The sequence below is a fragment of the Exiguobacterium sp. SRB7LM genome (assembly GCF_015712685.1).
GTDB classification, from domain to species: Bacteria; Bacillota; Bacilli; order Exiguobacteriales; family Exiguobacteriaceae; genus Exiguobacterium; species Exiguobacterium profundum.
In genome coordinates this window covers 645,028-664,290 of the sequence record NZ_VWVR01000006.1, presented here as the reverse complement: position 1 = coordinate 664,290, position 19,263 = coordinate 645,028, and the positions used below count along the sequence as shown (strand labels likewise).

Here is a 19,263-nt window from a genome sequence, read left to right as displayed (position 1 = left end):
TTTGAAATGGAAATGGTATATTGATTACAAAACTAGAGAGAGGAGCGTTTAAATCAATGGATGGATTTGCGAAACGCACCGAAGAAAAACAACAAGCGATCTTACGTGCTGCCTATGACTTGATGGCAGAAAAACAATCCCGATTCACAATCAATGAGTTAGCGAGTCGAGCGCACGTCTCCCCCGTATCTATCTATAATTACTTTGGGTCAAAAGACCAGGTTATCGTGGAAGTCCTAAAGCAGATGACAGAAGAGCAGATGAGTTGGATTGAACATGCGATTGAATCGAACGCTCCATTCGATGTGTTACTCGTCGAGATCCTAACACGAAAAATCCAGACAGCGGTTCTCTTTGACGAGACCATCACAGAAATGATTCAACAAGACCCGAACTGGGAACAGCTTGCGACTCGAGGATATATTGCTTTCGCCCGGTTGATTGAATACGGGAAGGCCCAAGGGTCAATCGATTCGACGTTATCCACTTCTTCTTATTTACGCTATGTACAATTCATGCAACAGGCCATCCTGTCCGATCCTCAGTTTTCAATCGAGGATATGAAGGAAACGATGGAAGTCTACTTTCATTTCTTTTTGAATGGGGTCATGAAACGCTAAAAGGTGACTGTCTCAAGCAAGCAGACAGTCACCTTTTTTTATGTGTGATAGATAAAGTCTTCAATTGGATAGAGCGATAGATCCACTTCCGCATCTCCTGTCAGAACGAGGTCACTCAACACTTTTCCGATGAACGGGCCGACCGTCAAACCGGATGATCCCAGACCGTTCGCGACCAACAGTTTTTCTGCCCCAGGAACCCTTCCGAGTACGGGAATTGAATTCGGTGTGACCGGACGGAAGCCGACTTTCGTCTCCACGAGTTCTGCCTCAGAAAGTCCAGGTGCCGACTCCAAACCTTTCGTCAGTACTTCGTGTACTCCGATTGCAGTCGGACGAACGTCGAACGCTTTTCCTTTCTCATGTGTCGAACCGATGACCACTTTCCCGTCGTCAAATCCGAGCAAATAGCGGCGTCGTGGCGGCATGACGACCGGCCAGTCAGATGCATCTGTATCCTTCAACTGGACGTGGACGAGCTGGGCCTTTTCCCCTTCGACTCGTACCGTATATCCAAGAGGCTGTAACAGCTCCGGTAACCAAGCACCCGTCGCAAGGATGATTTCATCCGCTTCATATCTCACTCCGTCACACTCCACACCAATCTCATCTCCGCTCGTCAACCGTGCTGAACCGTTGACAAATGTGACGCCACGCTTGATAGCGACTCTCTCAAGTGCAGCGCGAAAGCGACCGCCGTCGACTCTAGCCCCTCCTGTCACGAAGAGTGCATCGTATTCATCGGATAACGGTGGGAAACGATGTTGTGCCTCTTCAGCAGTCAGTCGTTCGAGTTCACCGATTTCTGGCGCTTCTTCTCGACGAAGCAAAGTTCGCTCCATCATCTGGTCGAGCTTTGTTTCTTCATGAAGCGCAAGCGTCCCGACACGTTTGTATCCGGTGTCCGTCTCCCCTTCAGCCTCCAGCTCTTTGACGACCTTAGGATAATAGCTTGCTCCGCCTTTCGCCAGTGCATACCAAGCTTTGTTGCGTCGCTGCGCAATCCACGGACATACGATTCCAGCCGCGGCATCCGTTGCTCTTCCTTCTTCTTTCCGGTCAATGACCGTTACATCCGCTTTACCAGCTAAATGATAGGCAGCCGAAACACCGACGATCCCTGACCCGATAATCACTATTTTCTTCATCATAAATCTGTCTTGCGCAGACAGATGGACACATCCTTTCGTAAAAAAATCATCGACCCAACGGATCGATGATTGATTCTTATTCTCTCATCGCTAGACGATAAAGTAAATCTAACAACTCAATATAGAGCCACACGAGCGTGACGATTAATCCGAATGCCGCGACCCATTCCAACTGTTTCGGAGCCCGAGCTTCGACTTGACTTGCGATGAAGTCGAAATCTAAGACGAGAGCGAGTGAAGCGACGATGACAATCACGAATTGAACACCGATCGCAAGTGGGCTTGAACCGGTCATGAATGCCAAGCCTGAACCGAACAAACTCATCACGAGTTGCACAAGATATAACAACATGACTGTGAACATGGCTGCCATGACACCGGCTTTAAACTTCTGTGTCACTTTGACAAGCCCTGTCGTATAGACAAACCACATCGCAAAGGCGACGACAAACGTCGTTAATACGGCACGTCCCACAATACCAGGGACCATCGCTTCGAAGAAATACGAAATCGAGCCGACGAAGACACCTTCGATAATCCCGTATAGGGGTGCGACGATCGGAGCCGTATTTGGTTTAAACGTGATGAGCAAAGCAAAGATAAAGCCGAGGATGAGTGACCCGATCATGAGCGGGAACAAGAGCCCTTCTCCAATCGTCGGGACGACAAGCCATGTCGTACCGGCTGCCGCTGTCACGAGTAAAAGCAAGGTGAACACTTTAGACCATGTTCCTGCTTTCGTCATCGGTTCGGCACTGTAAGCTGAGGACTGCATTGATTTACGAAGTAATGGATTCGATTTTAAGTTCAACGTTGAATAGCTCCTTTATGGTTCAGTTACTGTTTTGCGAACACGTCGATGAACGCGCGCATATAATCTGGTAAGTCTGGCGGACGACGACTTGAGACGATATGTCCGTCGACGACGACCGGCTCATCATGCCAAATCGCTCCCGCATTTTCCATGTCATCTTTGATTCCAGGCGTGCTCGTCACGTTCACCCCGTCTAGAATGTTCGCAGAAATCAACACCCAACCGGCGTGACAGATTTGACCGATTGGTCGTTTTTGTTCATCCATATAACGGACGAACCCTTTCACCGAATCGAAACGGCGCAATAAGTCAGGAGACCATCCGCCTGGCACGAGGATCGCATCGAACGATGTAATGTCCACATCTTCAAACGCCACGTCAGATTTTGCTGGCACACCGTATTTACCGATATATGCGTGATCGGCCTTCTCCCCGGCGAGGATCACGTGCGCCCCTTCTTCACGAAGGCGATGTACCGGGTACCAAAGCTCTAAATCCTCGAAGTCATTACTGACAAGTTGAAGGACTTTCTTCCCTTGTAATTTCATCAAACCCCTCCTTTTATTCATTCCCCATTATACCCGAAACCGCTAGTCACGAAAACGAAGAATCATGATTGTTTTTTCAGTATATGGATTCATCCTGATTCACGACACTATATCTTGTGTTTCCTTCCCACAATTGATACCTTTAGTGGTAGGAGATTGAGAAGGAGGAACATCACGTATGAAACAATATCATGACTTATGTCGACACATCCTCGACCATGGTGTCGTAAAAGAAGACCGGACCGGGACCGGGACAACGAGTGTATTTGGTTACCAAATGCGTTTCAATCTGCAAGAAGGGTTCCCCCTCATCACGACGAAGAAATTACATATTCGTTCCATCATTCACGAACTATTATGGTTCATCTCAGGAGAGACGAACGTCCGATACCTTCAAGATAACGGGGTCCGCATTTGGAACGAATGGGCAGACGAAGAAGGCAATCTTGGTCCAGTATACGGTTCACAGTGGCGTTCTTTCCCACGCCCGGACGGTTCTTCTGTCGATCAGTTGGCTCAAGTGATTGACCAAATCAAGACGAACCCAGATTCAAGAAGGTTGATCGTCTCGGCATGGAACCCAGGACAGCTAGAGGAGATGGCCCTGCCGCCGTGTCACCTATTGTTCCAATTCTATGTCGCTGACGGAAAGCTTTCGTGTCAATTGTATCAACGGAGCGCTGATACGTTTTTAGGGGTACCGTTCAATATCGCCTCATACGCACTACTCACGCATATGGTCGCACACGTGACCGGACTCGAAGTCGGCGACTTTGTCCATACCCTTGGTGATGCACACATCTACCACAACCATCTCGAACAAATGGAACTTCAGTTGTCGCGTGACCCACGTCCGCTACCAAAACTCAACATTGTCCGAGACGTCCCTTCAATCGAATCATTCCGTTTTGAAGACTTCGAAATTCTAGGATATGATCCGCATCCGCACATCAAAGGAGAAGTGAGCGTATGATTTCACACGTCGTCGCATATGGGCAGAGTCGTGAAATCGGAAAAGATAATGACTTATTATGGCGTTTGCCAGATGACTTGAAACATTTCAAGACCATCACGTCTGGCGGAACGGTCGTGATGGGAAGAAAGACGTTTGAGTCCATCGGTAAAGCGTTACCGAACCGACGCAATATCGTCGTCACATCAGATGTTTCCTTTTCAGCAGATCAAGTCGAAGTCTGGCATGATTTAGACCGTCTCGTCGAAATGAGTCAAGATGAAGAATGGTTTGTCATCGGTGGCGCCACGTTATATGAGCAGACGATGCTGATGACGAGCCGGATCTATGCAACGGAGGTCGCTGCATCGTTCGAGGCCGATACGTATTATCCCGAACGGATTGGGGAATGGTCAATTACGAGTACAATCGACCACCCGCAAGACGAAACACATGCATATGCCTTTTCATTCAAACAATACGACAAAACAGACATCGCATCATGATGTCTGTTTTTTAGTCTGGCAATTTTTCCAGCCACTGTTCAATTTTTCTCGTGATGACTTCGTCTTGTTCTCCATCCGCATAATCGTCATAGATTGCTCCGAGTTCAGACGCCGTTCGTTTCGATACAGCAAGAATGTGACTATATTTGCCTCGTTGCTCTTTCACAGCAGACAACGTCCCTTTCGCTTCTTGCGCACGCGCATCATCCAAGACGAACATCTCGATATTGTCATTACAAGAATACGCCTCGTAAGGACGGTATACGACTTCATATCGGCGATGCTCTTTAGGGAGTCGATCAGCAAGCGATGTATAGGTATTGGCAGACATCGTCACATAGGCGATTCGCTTCTCCTCACGAACAGCAGAAGTGTATCGGACGACACGATTTCGACCATCTCGTTTCGCCTTATACAGCGCCTCATCTGCGTAGGCACACCATTCACCGAGTGTATAGCCTGTCTGGCAGACTCGGGTGTATCCAATCGACACCGTCACCTGATGGTCGTATGGAAATTCCATTTCTTCGATACGTGTTCGGACTCGCTCGAGTACCGATTCGACGATCGCACGGTCTGAGACGTTCAAGAGGATTAAAAATTCTTCTCCTCCGTATCGGATGAGCTCATCACTAGAACGAATGGCATGACGGATTTCTTCAGAAACGCGATGAAGAACGTCATCCCCATACGAGTGACCGAACGTATCATTCAATTGTTTGAAGTGATCGATATCGAGAAGTGCGACAGCAAAACTTTCACCAGACCGCTCCAATCTCGAGATGAACCGAGAAAAGGTCGCCTTTAAATACTTACGGTTGAAAGCACCCGTTAATTCATCCACGAGTAACGCTTTTGATACGAGACGTGATTTTTCGATATGTAGTCCGAGACGCACCAATCGTTCCTCCATCGGCACCCACGATTCCCAATAATCGTCGAATCCGTATGAATAGGCCGCAAGACGATAATGTTCATTCGTTCCGATGACAATAAGTGGAACATAGAGCTTTCTCATCTTGCTAACGAAAGATTGGATATCTCGCTCTTTAAATTGTGGCCATAATTCAACGTCCATGATGATGGCTTTCGGCACATCCTCATAATCGTATTCGACGGCCTCTTCTAGTGTCTGCAAAAATACCGGACGTGCACCGAGCTTCTCGACGCGCGACTTGTAACGACTAAATGTAGAAAAGCTTGCGGATAAGATGAGGACGAGATCCTCATCCTCCTGTTCAATCCCTAAGACGGTATGGATATAGCGTTTCACAGGAGAGATCAAGGTCAAAGCTTCCGCATGTGTGAGGACGCTTGGCAACTCCTTTGCGTCAGACTCGACACGACTAAAGATTTCTAACAAATGCATCAATCGTCGTTGCCGAACTTCCTTCTTCATCCAATCGAGTAGAAACTCGATATCGCTTTTTGGAATTTGTCTCGACTCCGATATCTTTTTCAAAATCATATGTATACGCTCAGTGAGTTGACCTTGCTCCATTCCCGTCCCCCCTATGTTCGTACTCCCCGAATTCTCTTATGTTTCGATTATGCGACTTCTCAGGATGAAATACAACTATTTCCTTATTTATTTTCTATTGTTTTACATATTACTAGGACTTATGCCCTAAAAAAGACATACTAAAAGCGGTCTTGCGACCGCCTTGTGTTATTTTTTCACTTTTAAGTTCGGTGACGTCATCTCTTCCGGACGAATCCATTGATCAAATTGTTCTTCAGTCAATAAACCGGTTTCCAAGGCTGCTTCTTTTAAAGAAGTACCATTTTTATGTGCCAATTTCGCAATTTTTGCTGCATTTTCGTATCCGATATGCGGGTTGAGTGCTGTAACGAGCATGAGTGACTGCTCCACATTATGTGAGATCACTTCATGATTCGGCTCGATTCCGACAGCGCAGTGATCATTGAAAGAATGTAAGCTGTCCGTCAATAGACGACAAGTCTGTAGGAAATTATACATAATGACTGGTTTGAAGACGTTCAATTCAAAGTTCCCTTGACTCGCCCCGAAACCGATTGTCGCATCATTTCCGAGTACTTGTGCGGCAACCATCGTGAGCGCCTCACTTTGAGTCGGGTTGACTTTACCTGGCATGATTGAACTTCCTGGTTCATTCTCCGGAATAGTGATTTCTCCGATTCCTGCACGTGGTCCAGAAGCCAACCAACGCACGTCGTTCGCAATCTTCATCGCGTCCATCGCTAAGGCTTTTAATGCACCATGTGTGAAAACGAGTTGATCGTGACTCGTGAGAGCGTGGAACTTGTTGACGGCTGTCACAAACGGTTTACCCGTCTCTTCTGAAATTTTCTTCGCTACAACTTCACCGAACTCAGGGTGTGCATTAATCCCTGTTCCGACGGCCGTTCCTCCAAGTGCAAGCTCCGTGAGTGGCTCAATCGTGCGCTCGATCATCTGTTTTGACAATTCAAGCATCCGGACCCACCCACTGATTTCTTGACCGAGTGTGACCGGCGTCGCGTCTTGAAGGTGCGTCCGACCAATTTTGACGATATCCATAAACGCCTCAGCTTTTTGTGAAAGGGTTTGATAAAGCGAGTCGATTGCTGGAAGGACATCATCTTGTACGGAAAGGATGGCGGCGATGTGCATCGCAGTTGGATACGTATCATTCGAGCTTTGCGATTTGTTGACGTCATCATTCGGATGAATCGTGATAGATGCTCCACGAGCCTGTAACTTTTCATTCGCAAGATGCGCAATGACTTCGTTGACGTTCATGTTTGACTGCGTGCCCGACCCTGTCTGCCAGACGACAAGCGGGAATTCTGCGTCATGTTGCCCTGCTAAAATCTCATCAGCCACCTCTGCGATGATCGCTGCTTTCTCTTCCTCGAGTACACCGAGTTCAGCGTTTGCTAAAGCGGCACCTTTTTTCAAAATGGCGAATGCGTATACGATTTCAAGTGGCATCTTCTCTGCACCAATTTTAAAGTTTTCAAGACTACGTTGCGTTTGTGCTCCCCATTTCGCCGTAGCTGGAACTTTAATTTCCCCCATTGTGTCCCGTTCGATCCGATAATCCATGTATAATTCCCCCTCTATAGTTGACTACGCTTTCATTTTAGCGAAAAACCATCTAAAAAGAAATGACTCCGTCAAAAAAGCGACCAAGAATGATCTCGGTCGCTTAATTCATTCCATTCAATGCGTCACGTGCAATCACATCCGCTCGATTCTCCGCTCGTGGGACCCATTTCAAGAACACGGTCGGCAATTCATCGTAGGCAATCAGTGCTTTCAGAAATAAAGGCTTCGCCGATGCATCTTTCATGAAACGTTGCTCTAATGCGCGAACAATCACTTCAGCGTCGGAATACAGCATGAATGAGGTTTCACCTTTTAATGCATGAGCTTGTTCCAGTGCATAAGCACATGCAGCCAATTCCGCATGAACGCTTGTCAATCCTTGCATGCGACGTTTAAACGTCGATACCGTACCGTCGGACGACTTGATCCACACACCGATTCCATTATCTCCAGTCGTCTGATTGGTGGCCGCGTCAAAATAGATGTGAACCAAACCGGTACGCCTCCCAATCTGTATTGACAGGAGCATGGATATCAATCTGAGACAGTCGTTTCGATAAGAGGGCGATTTCTTCATGGCCGTCTAGTTTTTTGGCATACTTTTGATGGGGCGCTTCAAGTGTTTCATTTTGAACATGCACATAAAGCGTCTCAATCGTATCGTAATGCTGAATCAAAATCGTCGCCGTCTTAGGACCAATGCCACGTACCCCCGGGATGTTATCCGAAGAGTCTCCCTGCAAAGCCTTCACGTCGACAAACTGATGTGGTTTCACCCCGTACATCATTTCAAAAGAAGCTTCATTGACGAGCTGCTCCTCACCTTTTTTCGGCATGATTTGAAACACGTTCGGAGACAACAACTGAAGTAAATCGCGGTCTGAAGAATAGAGGTACGATTCGCCCGGGAACGCTGTCGCGACGGCGCCCATCAAATCATCGGCCTCATATCCCGTCAACTCGGATTGTAAGATGCCTCGTTCATCCAAAGCAGCCCTTAATTTCAAATAGTCTTCAAAGAGCGGCTCCGGAAGTCCGTTACGCGTTGCTTTATATTCAGGATACAGCGCGTAGCGGTGGGTGGACTCTCGTGTCCCGTCCCAAAAGAAAGCGATATGGGAAAAGTCTGTCGTCCAGGAATCCACCTTCCGAAGCAATCCTTTTACCGTCACTTCCGGATCTTGTGCTCGTCTTCGCTCCGTTGCAAAATAATAACGTGACAATAAATTAAATCCGTCAACTAGAATAAGCTTCATCTTGCTCCACCTCACATGCTTTTAATCCCCGTGCCAGTGCATCTTGGTCTAGTTCCTTCCCAATCCAAACAAATACGGAACGATCCCCTTCATGCATCTCATTTGCAAATGTTGCGCCCATCAACTGATTCGTCGCTTGAATGACAAACTTGCGCTCCTCATCCTGTAAGCGGACAATCGCCTTCATCCGATACATCGCATCCTCATAGTGCATCAACACTTCACGAACGTAACGGGTCACGCGCTCTCGAGACAACGGACGCTCGGCACTCAACGTGATCGCACGAAGGGAAGAGACCGATTCACTCGTCTCTGTCAGTTGACTCAACTTCTGTTCATCGACACGTGACAGTTGGAACGTATTCTCAAGTAATTCGTAATCGCCTTTTGTTTGAATCGTCTCTACAATCCTCACCGTCGGATTGAGTTGCTCGATTCGGCGGTGTGCTTGATCGAGTTCATCCGACGACACTAAATCGGTTTTATTTAACAAGATGAGATCGGCATAAGCGATTTGATGAATCCCTTCTTTGAACAGTTCACGATCCATTTGACTGGCATCTACAACCGTCAAGATGGCGTTCATTTTAAAATGTTGACGTAAGTACTCGTCATAATAAATCGTCTGAATGATTGGTGCGGGATCGGCGACACCGGTCGTCTCGATGATGACTCGGTCGAATGTTTCTTGCTTTGCCGCGAGTTGATAGAACGTCTTACTCAAATCATTTTGGATGGAACAGCAAATACATCCGTTTGAAAGTTCAATCTGCTCTTGGTCCATCTTGACGATCAATTGTTCATCGATATTAATCGCGCCGAGCTCGTTGACGATCAGACAAATCTTTTCATCCGTCGCCGCGAGTAAACGGTTCATATATGTCGTCTTGCCTGCTCCTAAAAACCCGGTCACTAATTGTACGGGAATCATGATACCACCCTTTTCTTACAAATCTTCGTGCGCGCGAGCCCATTTCTCATAACGCGCATCCAATAAATCAATCAAGTGAAGCATCCAAGCCTCCGTCGTCATTGGGAGGACACTCGACCCCCACTCACGTTTCCCATGATGTGATAAAATCATGTGCCAGATCCGATGATGGACATCCAATGGCAGTCGCGTCGACGTCTGGCGTAACGTTTCTTCAAACAATAGCCCACCGTATGGCATATGCCCGATCAATGTGCCCATCGGGTTGATGGAGATGCCGGTCGTTTCACTTGTGCCCTCAACGGGAGATAGCTTTTCAAAACGATTCGGACTAGATAACAGATGGCTGTATTCATATATTTTTCCGATATCGTGGAAAAGGATTCCAAGTGCGAGTTCATCCCAACTCAACGGTTCTTTCCGCTCGGCCATCGCTTCACAGGCGGCATACAGCGATTCAAACGTTCCTTTATATGCCTGTTCGATTTTAACACCGTTCATCGTATTCCAAAGGTCGACTTTGTGCAACTGCTCCGCTTCTTTGATTACACGAAACACCATCGCCAAATAGTCATCTTGCTCTTGAATCCGATAACCGAGACGAAGCATACACACGGTATGCTTTAATAGACCTCCCGCATAGTTATGATGGTGGTAGAGTGCCGCTGGCGATAGTACGAAATCATCCCAAACGAAATCAAGGAGGCCATAGGCGAGCTGTTGATAGGTCGGTGACAACGTATCAATCAAACTGAACAATTCATCCGCAAACTGCTCCATCGTCTCATCCCCTGGCAAGCCTGGTAATAACGAGATTGCCTCATCTTTTGAGATAGGATGTACGCGGTCAATCGTAATCGATTTTGCGCCATCCGGTTTTGGATAGACATCGATTTTCCCTGATAATTCGATGACACCCGACTCGTAGATTGGAAGCAGTTCACTTTCATTTCCACGGAGCCAATGTTTGGCACGCATCATCCCGTTCGCCGTTGTGACACTTAGTTGAAGCCATTTCGCACCATTCTTCCCTTCTCTAACCTCGACTGTACTGACGAGCGCTTTTGTTTGGACAGGGGCCCCATCCGCTAACTGGTCTAAACGTTCCTTTGATTTGTCTATTTGTGGTATTTGAAATCGATCATGGTTCATCGATGAACCAATGACCGGATCAATTTGTTGATAATAGTTCATAATTATTCCCTCCTCGCATCTTATGACATTGTATCGTGTTTCCGTCTATTAGGCGAACATACTTTCTAGTAGGGTGTCGATTTTGCCATCATTATATTGAAAGCGCTTACGATTATTGATACGATAAAGGTAGTTCGATAAAGGGGGAAACGATAATGATTTCATTAATCGATACGTATGAACGTTTCATCGCCTCGGGGGAAGCGACACGTTATGCACAAGAGCAACAATCCATTGAACATATTTTGCAAGCGTCAACTTGTCCGGTAGGGATGCAGGACTTAGAACAGTCACTCACGCATCTTTCCGGTAATCCATATGCCAAAGATGCATCACTCGACAAAATCGTCGAGCATGAGATGAAAGGGGCTATGGCGGCGCTTGAGCTTTCTGGTTATCCTCTTCAGACGCCGTTAGCGAAGGCGGTTATCCTGTCTGCTTTCGCTCGAACGAACCGACTCAATATTGATAAACTAAAAGAACTGAGCCATGCCGACCTGTTAGTCCGAATCCAATCAGCAGAGCGTGCTTGGAAGCGAACATACGCATTGTTACACCGTTCAACGCCGACTCAGATTTGTGGTCAAATGGATTCGCTCCTCGGTGGATGCGCTATCCAGCGTGTTCTTGAGGCAATCAAACAACCCGGAACGACAAAAACGGCATAAGAAAAGGAGCGGTCCCCGGGCCGCTCCTTTTCTTATGCTCATCCTTCTGTTACTTCAACTGCATCCGGCTCATATAGTGTTACATTACGTGCCGGAGAGAATGTCGAAATCGCATGCTTATAGATCAATTGTTGACGACCTTCCGACTCGACGATGACAGTAAAGTTATCAAATGACTTGATGACACCTCGAATTTGAAACCCGCTTACTAAAAATACGGTCGTTGGTACCATTTCTTTTCGAAGTTGATTCAAAAAATGGTCTTGAATGTTGTAGCTCGCTTTCATGCTGGATTCCCCCTAGTCTTTATCTCTTTAAAATAATCGGAATTTTCGAAAAAACCCCTCTACATCATCATAAATATTTTTATATGATAGTTCAAATGATTTTCGACCCATATCCACCCAAATTCCATCAAATTGATGACGGAACCAAGTTAATTGTCGTTTCGCGAACTGTCTTGTGTGCTGTTTAAGCAAGTCGGTCGCTTTCTCTTTCGACATCTTTCCATCGATAAAGGGAATCATTTCCTTATATCCGATGGCTCGCATCGCCTGCGTATCACGATATCCTTGTGCCAAAAGTCGTTCGACTTCTTCGACAAGTCCTGCTTCCATCATCGCATCGACGCGTTGATTGATTCGGTCGTATAATATCTCACGATCTGCGTGGAGGACGAACAATCGATAATCATAATGTTCGGATGGCGCACTGTCCGTCGTCTGTGTATCCCCTTGCATCGCTACCTCGAGCGCCCGTACGACGCGACGCACGTTATTTGGATGAATCGTAGCCGCACGCTCTGGGTCAAGTTGGACCAATCGTTGATGTAGCGCTTCACGCCCTTCGACTTCTGCAAACCGTTCGAGTTCAGCCCGCAGTGCTTCATCGACAGGTTGCTCCACAAATTCATAATCATATAAGATCGAGCGAATGTATAGCCCCGTCCCACCGACGATAATCGGTAACTTGCCACGGGCATAAATATCATCGATGGCGGCACGCGCCAATTGTTGGAACATCGCGACACTCATAGCATCATCCGGGTCACAAATATCAATCAAATGATGCGGGATCCCTTCGGCCTCTTCTTTCGTCACTTTTGCTGAACCGATGTCCATGCCCCGGTACACTTGAACCGAATCACCCGAGACGATCTCGCCGTCGAACGCTTTTGCTAGTTCGATGCCCGTCTTCGTTTTGCCAACAGCGGTCGGACCGACGATGACGACGACAGGTGTTTTTTTCATACATCTCACTCCTCAATTAAAAACCCGTCTCCTCACGAGACGGGCCATCAAATTCTTCTTTTTATTCTATCATCAAACACGACGGCAAACAGCATCCAACCACATAAAAGTAATCCGAGTAATAACACGAGACCATCACTCATCTGCTTTCGCCTCCTTTAGCTTCCTCATTCCCACTTTTCACATTTTAGACACAAAAACAACTGTAAAAAAGCACACTCAATAAAGAGTGCGCATTCCATCATCATCATTCAAATCAAATATTCAATCATCATCTATTAACCTCTGAACCAATCCCAAAAATGAGCACCTTGGGCGACAATCAAATAGTCGAACCAGCGTCTATAATCCACCGGAAGTTTTTCGGTGTCATTTGTGTACGTCAAAAATTCCCCAATCCAAATGTAGTTCTCATTTTCGCTTAAGACCTCGCAAACAATCCATTCCCCATCTCTCCCGACACCGACGGGGATGAATTGTTCAGGGCACTCCCATATTTCACGATATTCGATGATTTCATCCACACTAAAGAGTCGAATCCCTCCACTATATGTCGGATGGACAAATAGTTCAACACCATTATGGCTCTTTAAAAATTGGATAACGTCATTTGGCATCATTTGCTTCAATCGCTTGATTTCGACTTCCGTCGCGGGCTCACTGAATGAAAAGTGTAACGTGTCTACATATCCCTCTTCATTTTGTATTTCAATCTGATTATTGACGAGCCTACTTTTCAACGCTTCAAGTGCAATCATCAACTCAACCCCACTTTTTGAGAATTAACGACATTCGTACCGTATCATTCATTTCCATTTTTCTAAGTATTGCATATATCGACCTTTCAGCGTTCAATAAAAAAGGACATCGGGCACGACTTGATCGCGTCCGATGTCCTCGAATCGTTTTTTAATTCTTCATGAAGCAATTTCAATCGTCTGTTTCGTACGTTTGACAGAGACGATGAAATACAGGATTGCCGTACCGCTCGCCGCCCACCAAACCATGTCATACCATCCGTTCATCAGTCCAGCCATCCCAACCATCGCCGGGACAATCAGCGTCAACCATGATAATACGAGGGCGACACGTGCTGTGATGGTCTCGTTCGGTTTCCCGAGTCCCATTCCAAAAAAGAACAGCGCCCAAAGGAATGACCAGAAGAACCACGTCAATGCCCCCATCGGATCACTTTCTGCAATCGCCATCACACCGTAAAAAGCGGCTGCAATCGAAACGAATAATGAGAACCAGCCAACGCCACGTCCGTCTAAATTCAAAATAAACGTCACCCCTACATATAAATAAGTGAACGCAAATAGATAGATACTCGCAAGACCGAATTGCTCTTCTGGACTCGCCCCAATCAATAACCATGTGGCGATAAACGTTTGTAAGAGTCCCGTAAACAAACTAAAAAATCCTGCGCTCTTGCTCTCCACTTTCCCGAGAAGAACGAGACTATTTAAAAACAGTGCGACGCCACCGAATAGTAAACTTACATTACCCACACTCATTACCCCTTTGTACAGATGTCTGACCTTTAATCTACTGTATCACTTTAGCTTGAATTCGCTTTCAGTGCAAGGGGATTTTTAAGTGTTCACGAGAACGCCACGCCCTACTCGTTCTCAAGGGTTTGGATGGCCTCGTCGATTCGCTCTTGTTCCTCATCCGTGAAAGTCGGATATTGTGGATCAATGCGTTCAAGAACTTCAATCATGACTGACGAAATAACAAAACGACTATACCACTCATCATCTGCCGGCAACACATACCAGGGTGAGACTTCCGTTGATGTGTGCGACAACATCTCGGCAAAGATTCCTTGATATTCTTCCCAATGCTGCCGCTCTTCGATGTCACTGAAGGAGAATTCCCAATTCTTTTTCGGATCCTTTAATCGTTCAAGCAAACGGTCTCGTTGTTTATCTTTAGATACATTGAAAAAGAACTTGATGACTTCGAATCCGTTTTCCTGTAAATAGCGTTCATAATCGTTGATTTGACGATATCGCATCTGCCAGACCTCTTCCTGGTCCATTTCCTCCGGAAGTACTTCGTCCCCCAACAAATCATGTACACGAGGTGCAATGACCTCTTCATAATGAGATCGGTTCAAAATCCCGACCTGACCTCTTTCAGGTAATAAGTCATGCATTCGCCACAGATAGTCGTGCTTTTTTTCTGTATCAGAAGGTTTTTGAAACGCATTCGTCTTCAGTCCTTGGGCGTTCAAATTTGAAAAGATATAGCTGATTGCCTCATCTTTCCCACCCGCATCAAGCGCCTGTAAGACGACAATAATCCCTTTCTTACTCTCGGCATACAATCGCCAATGTAGCTCTTTCAATCGCTCGACACTGTTCGGGATGAGTTCAGTCGTCAAGATGTCATCCTCCGGTTTGTCTGAAACAGTCGTTGGAATATCATCTAATTGAATCTTGCTGTTTGGTGACACAATAAATTCCTTCGTGTTCATACTCGTTCTCCTTTTCGCTCGACGTTCAACTTTGATTTACCCAAAAACTGCATAAGAAAATCTCTTCCGAAAATTTCGGAAGAGATGTTGAGAACTTAGTAGATTCCGACAGCGTCAAATGATTTCGCAGCTGATACCGCTTGCGGACTTGTCGCACCGTAAAGGTCTTTCGCAGATTGTACGACCGCTTGACGAAGGCTTGAGAAGTTAGACGTTGGTGTCAAGTAAACATTGAGGGCACGGTAATAGATATCCCCCATCGCCATGACTCCTACTCCTTGCACCGATACGCCGTAGTGCGATCCACCGTTACCTAAGAGGTATGCCGCTTTGTTGACGATACCTGAGTTGATGTGAACCCCACCATTGTCTTGTGTGCCTGTGTAACGTTTCGAGTAGTGATCTGGGTCACCGTATGCAGCCGGGTTCGCCATCGAACGAAGTCCGTCGCCCGCTACACCAGGTGTGTAGATGTCTTCCCCTACCAACCAGTCGAAGTTTGTGCCGACGCTATATTCCGCCACTGTACCTAAGATATCCGATACTGCTTCGTTGATCGCCCCGGACTCGTTTTGATAGATTAATCCTGCCGTGTACTCCGTGACCGCGTGAGTCAATTCGTGAGCGACTACGTCAAGCGCACCTGAAAGATACGTGAACGTTTGACCGTCTCCGTCTCCGTATACCATCTTACTTCCGTCCCAGAACGCATTGTTGTAGCTACGGCTATAGTGAACCGTTGAGTTCAATGCAGCTCCGGCGTTGTCATAGCTGTTCCGTCCGTAAGTGTTTTTGTAGAAATCATATGTCTTTGTCGCGTTGACGTGTGCAGAGACAGCGGCACGGTCATAAGTCGTGTTCAAGACGTTATCCACGTCAGCCCATAGCGAACCTGGGAGTGTCGTACGGTTTTTCGCATCGTACGTATAGATTCCCTTTCCACGCGTTGAATCTTGGAGATAATAGTAAGATCCGCTCTTCGTTGTCTTGAACGTTTGGCTGTAGCCGAGAACATCGATTCCCGTTCCCGTATATGTCGTACCTGTCACACCGTTCGTCGGTCTTGCATGAGCTAACTGGTCAAATTTATTAAGTACCTCACCTGTTCCAGCATCGATGAAGTATGTCCAACGTGACGGCTCTTCCGCTTCAAGGATTGTTCCGGTCACTTGATATGCATAAACCGACTTCTCACCTTTTGGATAAACAATCAATTCCGCTTCCGGTTCGAGCTCGTAGGCCCCTTTATGTCCGACAAGCTTTTTGTAACTCGCGATGGCTTTCTTTTCAGTTAACTTGATCGACTTATGTAGGTTCTTGACCGATTTCGCATCATCCACGACTGTCTTCAATTGACCCGCTTCATCTACGACACCGACTACCACACCACCGAATACTGGCACGCCATCAACTGTCTGTTGGAGCTTAACCACTTTCCCGACTTTGTCTGATTTCGACTCGATCGTCTTGAACTCACCTTTTGATTTGACGTATTCTTTTACAATCGTTGTCGGTGCACTTTCTGATGGTTTCGTCAGAGTGCCTGACTTCAATTCTGCCGCACCGACCAATTGTGGTACGAGCAATACGCCTGCGATTAATGATGTAGAAACAACTTTTTTCATGTGTTTACCTCCTTTGTGATGATTCTTACTTTACACACTTTCCCACAAAGGCTGTATCCATCTTTTTAATTATTTTGATAATTCATAATATTGAGTATTTAGAACCATTCATTCTATTTACGACCTAATTTTATCCAAAAAAAATTCGTGCTCCTTAGGAAAGGAGCACGAATAATTAATACACATCTTTTTGGGTAAAGTGGTAAAACGCATACGCCAAGGCGGCCATGGACCAAATGAGAATGACGAGTAACGAAAACGGTAACGTCATCCCATCAATCGGGGGAGCCTGTCCTTCCAAATAGGTATGAAGACCGAAGTTGACGTTCACCAGGTATTTCGAGCTATCCCAGTTTGAACCAAGCGATGTCAATAATGGCCCCGAGATGAGGACAGCCATCATGATTCCGATTCCAGTCGCCGTATTTTTCACCAAAACAGAAATCATGAGAGAAATTGTTCCGACCGCAGCCACGACGAGCCATGAAAGACCCATCGACATAAGCAGGTACTCCCACATCGGCAATGTATGCACAAAGTCGGTCGAGAATGTTCCGGTCGGCGAAGCTTGGAAACCGGTCAAAATCGGAGCGTTCCATCCGTCCCAGCCGAGAACGATTCCGGATATGGCGTAACTGACGACGGCGGTCACAAATATTAAGATCGATGTATAGAGGAGTGTCGTCAGCCATTTGGCGAGCAAAATCTTATATCGCCGGACTGGTCGCGATAACAGCGTCTTGATTGTCCCATCGTTATGTTCTCCGCTCACGATATCTGCCATCAATACGATAATGAACAGTGGTAGGACAAGCGTTGTCCCTTGGGAGAAGAAGACACGCATAAACGTCGGAGCTCCGGGATAATTCGGATTGATATCATTATCAAGATAATACTGATTCTGTTGGACTTGGAACTCAAGGATCTGCCGGAACTCGTCTTGGACGTTCGCGGAGGCGAGTCGGTTTTGTGTATCGATGATCTCTTGTTGTAGATCGACACGCCAATCAATCGTTCCTTGTTCTTCTCGTTGTTTCTCGATTTGACGATAGTTCGCATACGTGAACATCGAAACAAGTACGATCAAGATGATAGAGACGACCATCAATCTGCGTTTCCGATGAATCTTGAGCACTTCATTACGAATGAGGCCGAGCATCGATGGATTAGGCAATGTGATCACCGCCTGTCAACGTGATGAAGAGGTCCTCTAACGTTTGGACACGGCGCTCGAGTCCGAACACCTCGACGTCTCTTTCCATCAAATAGCGATTCAACTTCGCCGTCTCTTCCACGTTCATGGATATACGAATCGTCCGTTCGTCCACCACGTCCGCTTGGTCGATTCCTTCGTACCCTTGAACGATCGGTAATACTTCAAAGCTATTCGTCACATGTAAGTCGACCGTTGACGCGAGTTCTTCGATTAAAGCATGGACCGTCCCCACCTTGACAATCTTGCCTCGCGACATGATGGCGACTCGGTCCGCTAGTAGTTCAATCTCGGCCAGGATATGACTCGATACGAGAACACTCAGTCCCGTTTCTTCTACGAGTCGACGAATGAAAAGTCGTAAATCTCGAATCCCCATCGGATCGAGCCCGTTCGTCGGCTCATCCAAGATCAGCACCCGTGGATTGTTTAATAGCGCTTGGGCAATCCCGAGTCGTTGTCGCATCCCGAGAGAGTACGTCTTCACTTTATCATCGATTCGAGCGGTCAAATCGACGAGGTCAATGACTTCTTGGATTCGCTTATCATCGACTCCAGGTAACATGCGTGCGAACGCTTCTAAGTTCTCACGTCCGGATAAAAACTTATACAGCTCTGGGTTCTCGACGATTGCTCCGATTTGATTCATCGCTTGGACAAATTGTTTGTCAACACGATACCCACAAATCGATACATTTCCTTTCGTCGGTTTGATCAAGCCAACAATCATTCGAATCGTCGTCGTCTTCCCGGCGCCATTCGGTCCTAAAAATCCGAAGACCTCACCCGGGTAGACGTCTAACGAAATGTTATCGATAATCGTCTTTTTTCCAATCACTTTTGTTAGTTGATGTAGCTTTAACGTCGGTTCCATTGTCTCACCTCTTTCTTTATTCTATCGGACAAAAGTGAATCTGTCCTATTCGAACATTCACATAGGGCACATCCACACATTTTTGATATGATGTTCATATAGAAAG

At 46.6% G+C, this 19,263-nt stretch carries 21 protein-coding genes; 4 read left to right on the top strand and 17 right to left on the bottom strand.

The window, feature by feature from the left end; all coding sequences use genetic code 11:
• Nucleotides 1-56 precede the first annotated feature (56 nt).
• Nucleotides 57-620: a TetR/AcrR family transcriptional regulator gene (locus F3H97_RS04220; RefSeq protein WP_196430645.1), complete on the top strand. Its 564-nt coding sequence runs from the start codon at nucleotides 57-59 to the stop codon at nucleotides 618-620.
• A gap of 38 nt (nucleotides 621-658) precedes the next feature.
• On the opposite strand, the gene F3H97_RS04215 is transcribed toward F3H97_RS04220, so the two are convergent.
• The 3 genes from F3H97_RS04215 to F3H97_RS04205 form a co-directional block, all read right to left on the bottom strand.
• Nucleotides 659-1,768 (bottom strand): NAD(P)/FAD-dependent oxidoreductase, encoded by a 1,110-nt coding sequence (locus tag F3H97_RS04215; protein WP_196430644.1) that lies wholly within the window; start codon nucleotides 1,766-1,768, stop codon nucleotides 659-661.
• A gap of 79 nt (nucleotides 1,769-1,847) precedes the next feature.
• Entirely contained in the window at nucleotides 1,848-2,582 is a 735-nt protein-coding gene (locus tag F3H97_RS04210; protein WP_074037099.1) for a Bax inhibitor-1/YccA family protein, read from the bottom strand.
• A 26-nt stretch (nucleotides 2,583-2,608) separates the two neighbouring features.
• Nucleotides 2,609-3,133, bottom strand: coding sequence for a type 1 glutamine amidotransferase domain-containing protein (locus tag F3H97_RS04205; protein WP_196430643.1), 525 nt, complete (start codon nucleotides 3,131-3,133; stop codon nucleotides 2,609-2,611).
• A gap of 178 nt (nucleotides 3,134-3,311) precedes the next feature.
• Between F3H97_RS04205 and F3H97_RS04200 the strand changes: the two genes are divergently transcribed.
• Nucleotides 3,312-4,106 carry a thymidylate synthase gene (locus F3H97_RS04200; protein WP_196430642.1) on the top strand — a complete coding sequence of 265 codons (795 nt, stop codon included), beginning with the start codon at nucleotides 3,312-3,314 and terminating at the stop codon, nucleotides 4,104-4,106.
• Nucleotides 4,103-4,591, top strand: a complete 489-nt coding sequence (locus F3H97_RS04195; RefSeq protein ID WP_196430641.1) for a dihydrofolate reductase — start codon at nucleotides 4,103-4,105, stop codon at nucleotides 4,589-4,591. The genes F3H97_RS04200 and F3H97_RS04195 overlap by 4 nt, the downstream gene beginning before the upstream one ends.
• A 10-nt stretch (nucleotides 4,592-4,601) precedes the next feature.
• Here F3H97_RS04195 and F3H97_RS04190 read toward each other — a convergent pair whose 3' ends face one another.
• The 6 genes from F3H97_RS04190 to F3H97_RS04165 all read right to left on the bottom strand — a co-directional run bounded on the left by F3H97_RS04190 (nucleotide 4,602) and on the right by F3H97_RS04165 (nucleotide 11,045).
• Entirely contained in the window at nucleotides 4,602-6,092 is a 1,491-nt protein-coding gene (locus tag F3H97_RS04190) for a GGDEF domain-containing protein (RefSeq protein WP_196430640.1), read from the bottom strand.
• 168 nt (nucleotides 6,093-6,260) lie between these two features.
• A complete protein-coding gene (fumC, locus tag F3H97_RS04185) occupies nucleotides 6,261-7,661 on the bottom strand; it encodes a class II fumarate hydratase (protein ID WP_159562227.1) in 1,401 nt (466 codons plus the stop codon).
• A 103-nt stretch (nucleotides 7,662-7,764) separates the two neighbouring features.
• Nucleotides 7,765-8,157 carry a reverse transcriptase-like protein gene (locus F3H97_RS04180; RefSeq protein WP_074037105.1) on the bottom strand — a complete coding sequence of 131 codons (393 nt, stop codon included), beginning with the start codon at nucleotides 8,155-8,157 and terminating at the stop codon, nucleotides 7,765-7,767.
• On the bottom strand, nucleotides 8,138-8,920 hold the full coding sequence (locus tag F3H97_RS04175; protein WP_196430639.1) for a 5'-3' exonuclease: 783 nt from the start codon (nucleotides 8,918-8,920) through the stop codon (nucleotides 8,138-8,140). Before F3H97_RS04175 ends, F3H97_RS04180 begins: the two co-directional genes overlap by 20 nt.
• Complete coding sequence (locus F3H97_RS04170; protein WP_196430638.1) at nucleotides 8,901-9,851, bottom strand: CobW family GTP-binding protein; 951 nt, start codon at nucleotides 9,849-9,851, stop codon at nucleotides 8,901-8,903. Before F3H97_RS04170 ends, F3H97_RS04175 begins: the two co-directional genes overlap by 20 nt.
• 15 nt (nucleotides 9,852-9,866) lie before the next feature.
• A complete protein-coding gene (locus F3H97_RS04165; protein WP_196430637.1) occupies nucleotides 9,867-11,045 on the bottom strand; it encodes an HD domain-containing protein in 1,179 nt (392 codons plus the stop codon).
• 155 nt (nucleotides 11,046-11,200) lie between these two features.
• Here F3H97_RS04165 and F3H97_RS04160 point away from each other — a divergent pair, with 155 nt between their 5' ends.
• Nucleotides 11,201-11,713, top strand: a complete 513-nt coding sequence (locus F3H97_RS04160; RefSeq protein ID WP_074037109.1) for a hypothetical protein — start codon at nucleotides 11,201-11,203, stop codon at nucleotides 11,711-11,713.
• 38 nt (nucleotides 11,714-11,751) lie between these two features.
• Here F3H97_RS04160 and hfq read toward each other — a convergent pair whose 3' ends face one another.
• The 8 genes from hfq to F3H97_RS04120 form a co-directional block, all read right to left on the bottom strand.
• Nucleotides 11,752-12,000 (bottom strand): RNA chaperone Hfq, encoded by a 249-nt coding sequence (gene hfq / locus F3H97_RS04155; RefSeq protein ID WP_012726185.1) that lies wholly within the window; start codon nucleotides 11,998-12,000, stop codon nucleotides 11,752-11,754.
• 27 nt (nucleotides 12,001-12,027) lie between these two features.
• The gene (gene miaA / locus F3H97_RS04150; RefSeq protein ID WP_196430636.1) at nucleotides 12,028-12,963 is read right to left on the bottom strand and encodes a tRNA (adenosine(37)-N6)-dimethylallyltransferase MiaA; all 936 of its coding nucleotides are present in this window, start codon (nucleotides 12,961-12,963) and stop codon (nucleotides 12,028-12,030) included.
• Between the two features lie 278 nt (nucleotides 12,964-13,241).
• Complete coding sequence (locus F3H97_RS04145; RefSeq protein ID WP_196430635.1) at nucleotides 13,242-13,721, bottom strand: SMI1/KNR4 family protein; 480 nt, start codon at nucleotides 13,719-13,721, stop codon at nucleotides 13,242-13,244.
• Nucleotides 13,722-13,880: 159 nt separating this feature from the next.
• Complete coding sequence (locus F3H97_RS04140; RefSeq protein WP_230872806.1) at nucleotides 13,881-14,480, bottom strand: AmiS/UreI family transporter; 600 nt, start codon at nucleotides 14,478-14,480, stop codon at nucleotides 13,881-13,883.
• Nucleotides 14,481-14,584: 104 nt separating this feature from the next.
• Nucleotides 14,585-15,445, bottom strand: a complete 861-nt coding sequence (locus F3H97_RS04135; RefSeq protein ID WP_196430633.1) for a PPK2 family polyphosphate kinase — start codon at nucleotides 15,443-15,445, stop codon at nucleotides 14,585-14,587.
• Between the two features lie 95 nt (nucleotides 15,446-15,540).
• A complete protein-coding gene (locus F3H97_RS04130; protein WP_196430632.1) occupies nucleotides 15,541-17,070 on the bottom strand; it encodes a M4 family metallopeptidase in 1,530 nt (509 codons plus the stop codon).
• Nucleotides 17,071-17,245: 175 nt separating this feature from the next.
• Entirely contained in the window at nucleotides 17,246-18,244 is a 999-nt protein-coding gene (locus F3H97_RS04125) for an ABC transporter permease (protein ID WP_012726177.1), read from the bottom strand.
• Nucleotides 18,237-19,157 (bottom strand): ABC transporter ATP-binding protein, encoded by a 921-nt coding sequence (locus F3H97_RS04120; protein WP_012726176.1) that lies wholly within the window; start codon nucleotides 19,155-19,157, stop codon nucleotides 18,237-18,239. Before F3H97_RS04120 ends, F3H97_RS04125 begins: the two co-directional genes overlap by 8 nt.
• Between the last annotated feature and the right edge of the window lie 106 nt (nucleotides 19,158-19,263).

Bases quoted from the DNA above. Each gene is read 5' to 3' on its own strand.
- F3H97_RS04215 (WP_196430644.1), bottom strand. From the start codon at position 1,768: ATGAAGAAAATAGTGATTATCGGGTCAGGGATCGTCGGTGTTTCGGCT.
- F3H97_RS04160 (WP_074037109.1), top strand. From the start codon at position 11,201: ATGATTTCATTAATCGATACGTATGAACGTTTCATCGCCTCGGGGGAA.
- F3H97_RS04200 (WP_196430642.1), top strand. From the start codon at position 3,312: ATGAAACAATATCATGACTTATGTCGACACATCCTCGACCATGGTGTC.
- miaA (WP_196430636.1), bottom strand. From the start codon at position 12,963: ATGAAAAAAACACCTGTCGTCGTCATCGTCGGTCCGACCGCTGTTGGC.
- F3H97_RS04165 (WP_196430637.1), bottom strand. From the start codon at position 11,045: ATGAACTATTATCAACAAATTGATCCGGTCATTGGTTCATCGATGAAC.
- F3H97_RS04135 (WP_196430633.1), bottom strand. From the start codon at position 15,445: ATGAACACGAAGGAATTTATTGTGTCACCAAACAGCAAGATTCAATTA.
- fumC (WP_159562227.1), bottom strand. From the start codon at position 7,661: ATGGATTATCGGATCGAACGGGACACAATGGGGGAAATTAAAGTTCCA.
- F3H97_RS04220 (WP_196430645.1), top strand. From the start codon at position 57: ATGGATGGATTTGCGAAACGCACCGAAGAAAAACAACAAGCGATCTTA.
- F3H97_RS04170 (WP_196430638.1), bottom strand. From the start codon at position 9,851: ATGATTCCCGTACAATTAGTGACCGGGTTTTTAGGAGCAGGCAAGACG.
- F3H97_RS04140 (WP_230872806.1), bottom strand. From the start codon at position 14,480: ATGAGTGTGGGTAATGTAAGTTTACTATTCGGTGGCGTCGCACTGTTT.
- F3H97_RS04130 (WP_196430632.1), bottom strand. From the start codon at position 17,070: ATGAAAAAAGTTGTTTCTACATCATTAATCGCAGGCGTATTGCTCGTA.
- F3H97_RS04205 (WP_196430643.1), bottom strand. From the start codon at position 3,133: ATGAAATTACAAGGGAAGAAAGTCCTTCAACTTGTCAGTAATGACTTC.
- hfq (WP_012726185.1), bottom strand. From the start codon at position 12,000: ATGAAAGCGAGCTACAACATTCAAGACCATTTTTTGAATCAACTTCGA.
- F3H97_RS04175 (WP_196430639.1), bottom strand. From the start codon at position 8,920: ATGAAGCTTATTCTAGTTGACGGATTTAATTTATTGTCACGTTATTAT.
- F3H97_RS04195 (WP_196430641.1), top strand. From the start codon at position 4,103: ATGATTTCACACGTCGTCGCATATGGGCAGAGTCGTGAAATCGGAAAA.
- F3H97_RS04145 (WP_196430635.1), bottom strand. From the start codon at position 13,721: ATGATTGCACTTGAAGCGTTGAAAAGTAGGCTCGTCAATAATCAGATT.
- F3H97_RS04120 (WP_012726176.1), bottom strand. From the start codon at position 19,157: ATGGAACCGACGTTAAAGCTACATCAACTAACAAAAGTGATTGGAAAA.
- F3H97_RS04190 (WP_196430640.1), bottom strand. From the start codon at position 6,092: ATGGAGCAAGGTCAACTCACTGAGCGTATACATATGATTTTGAAAAAG.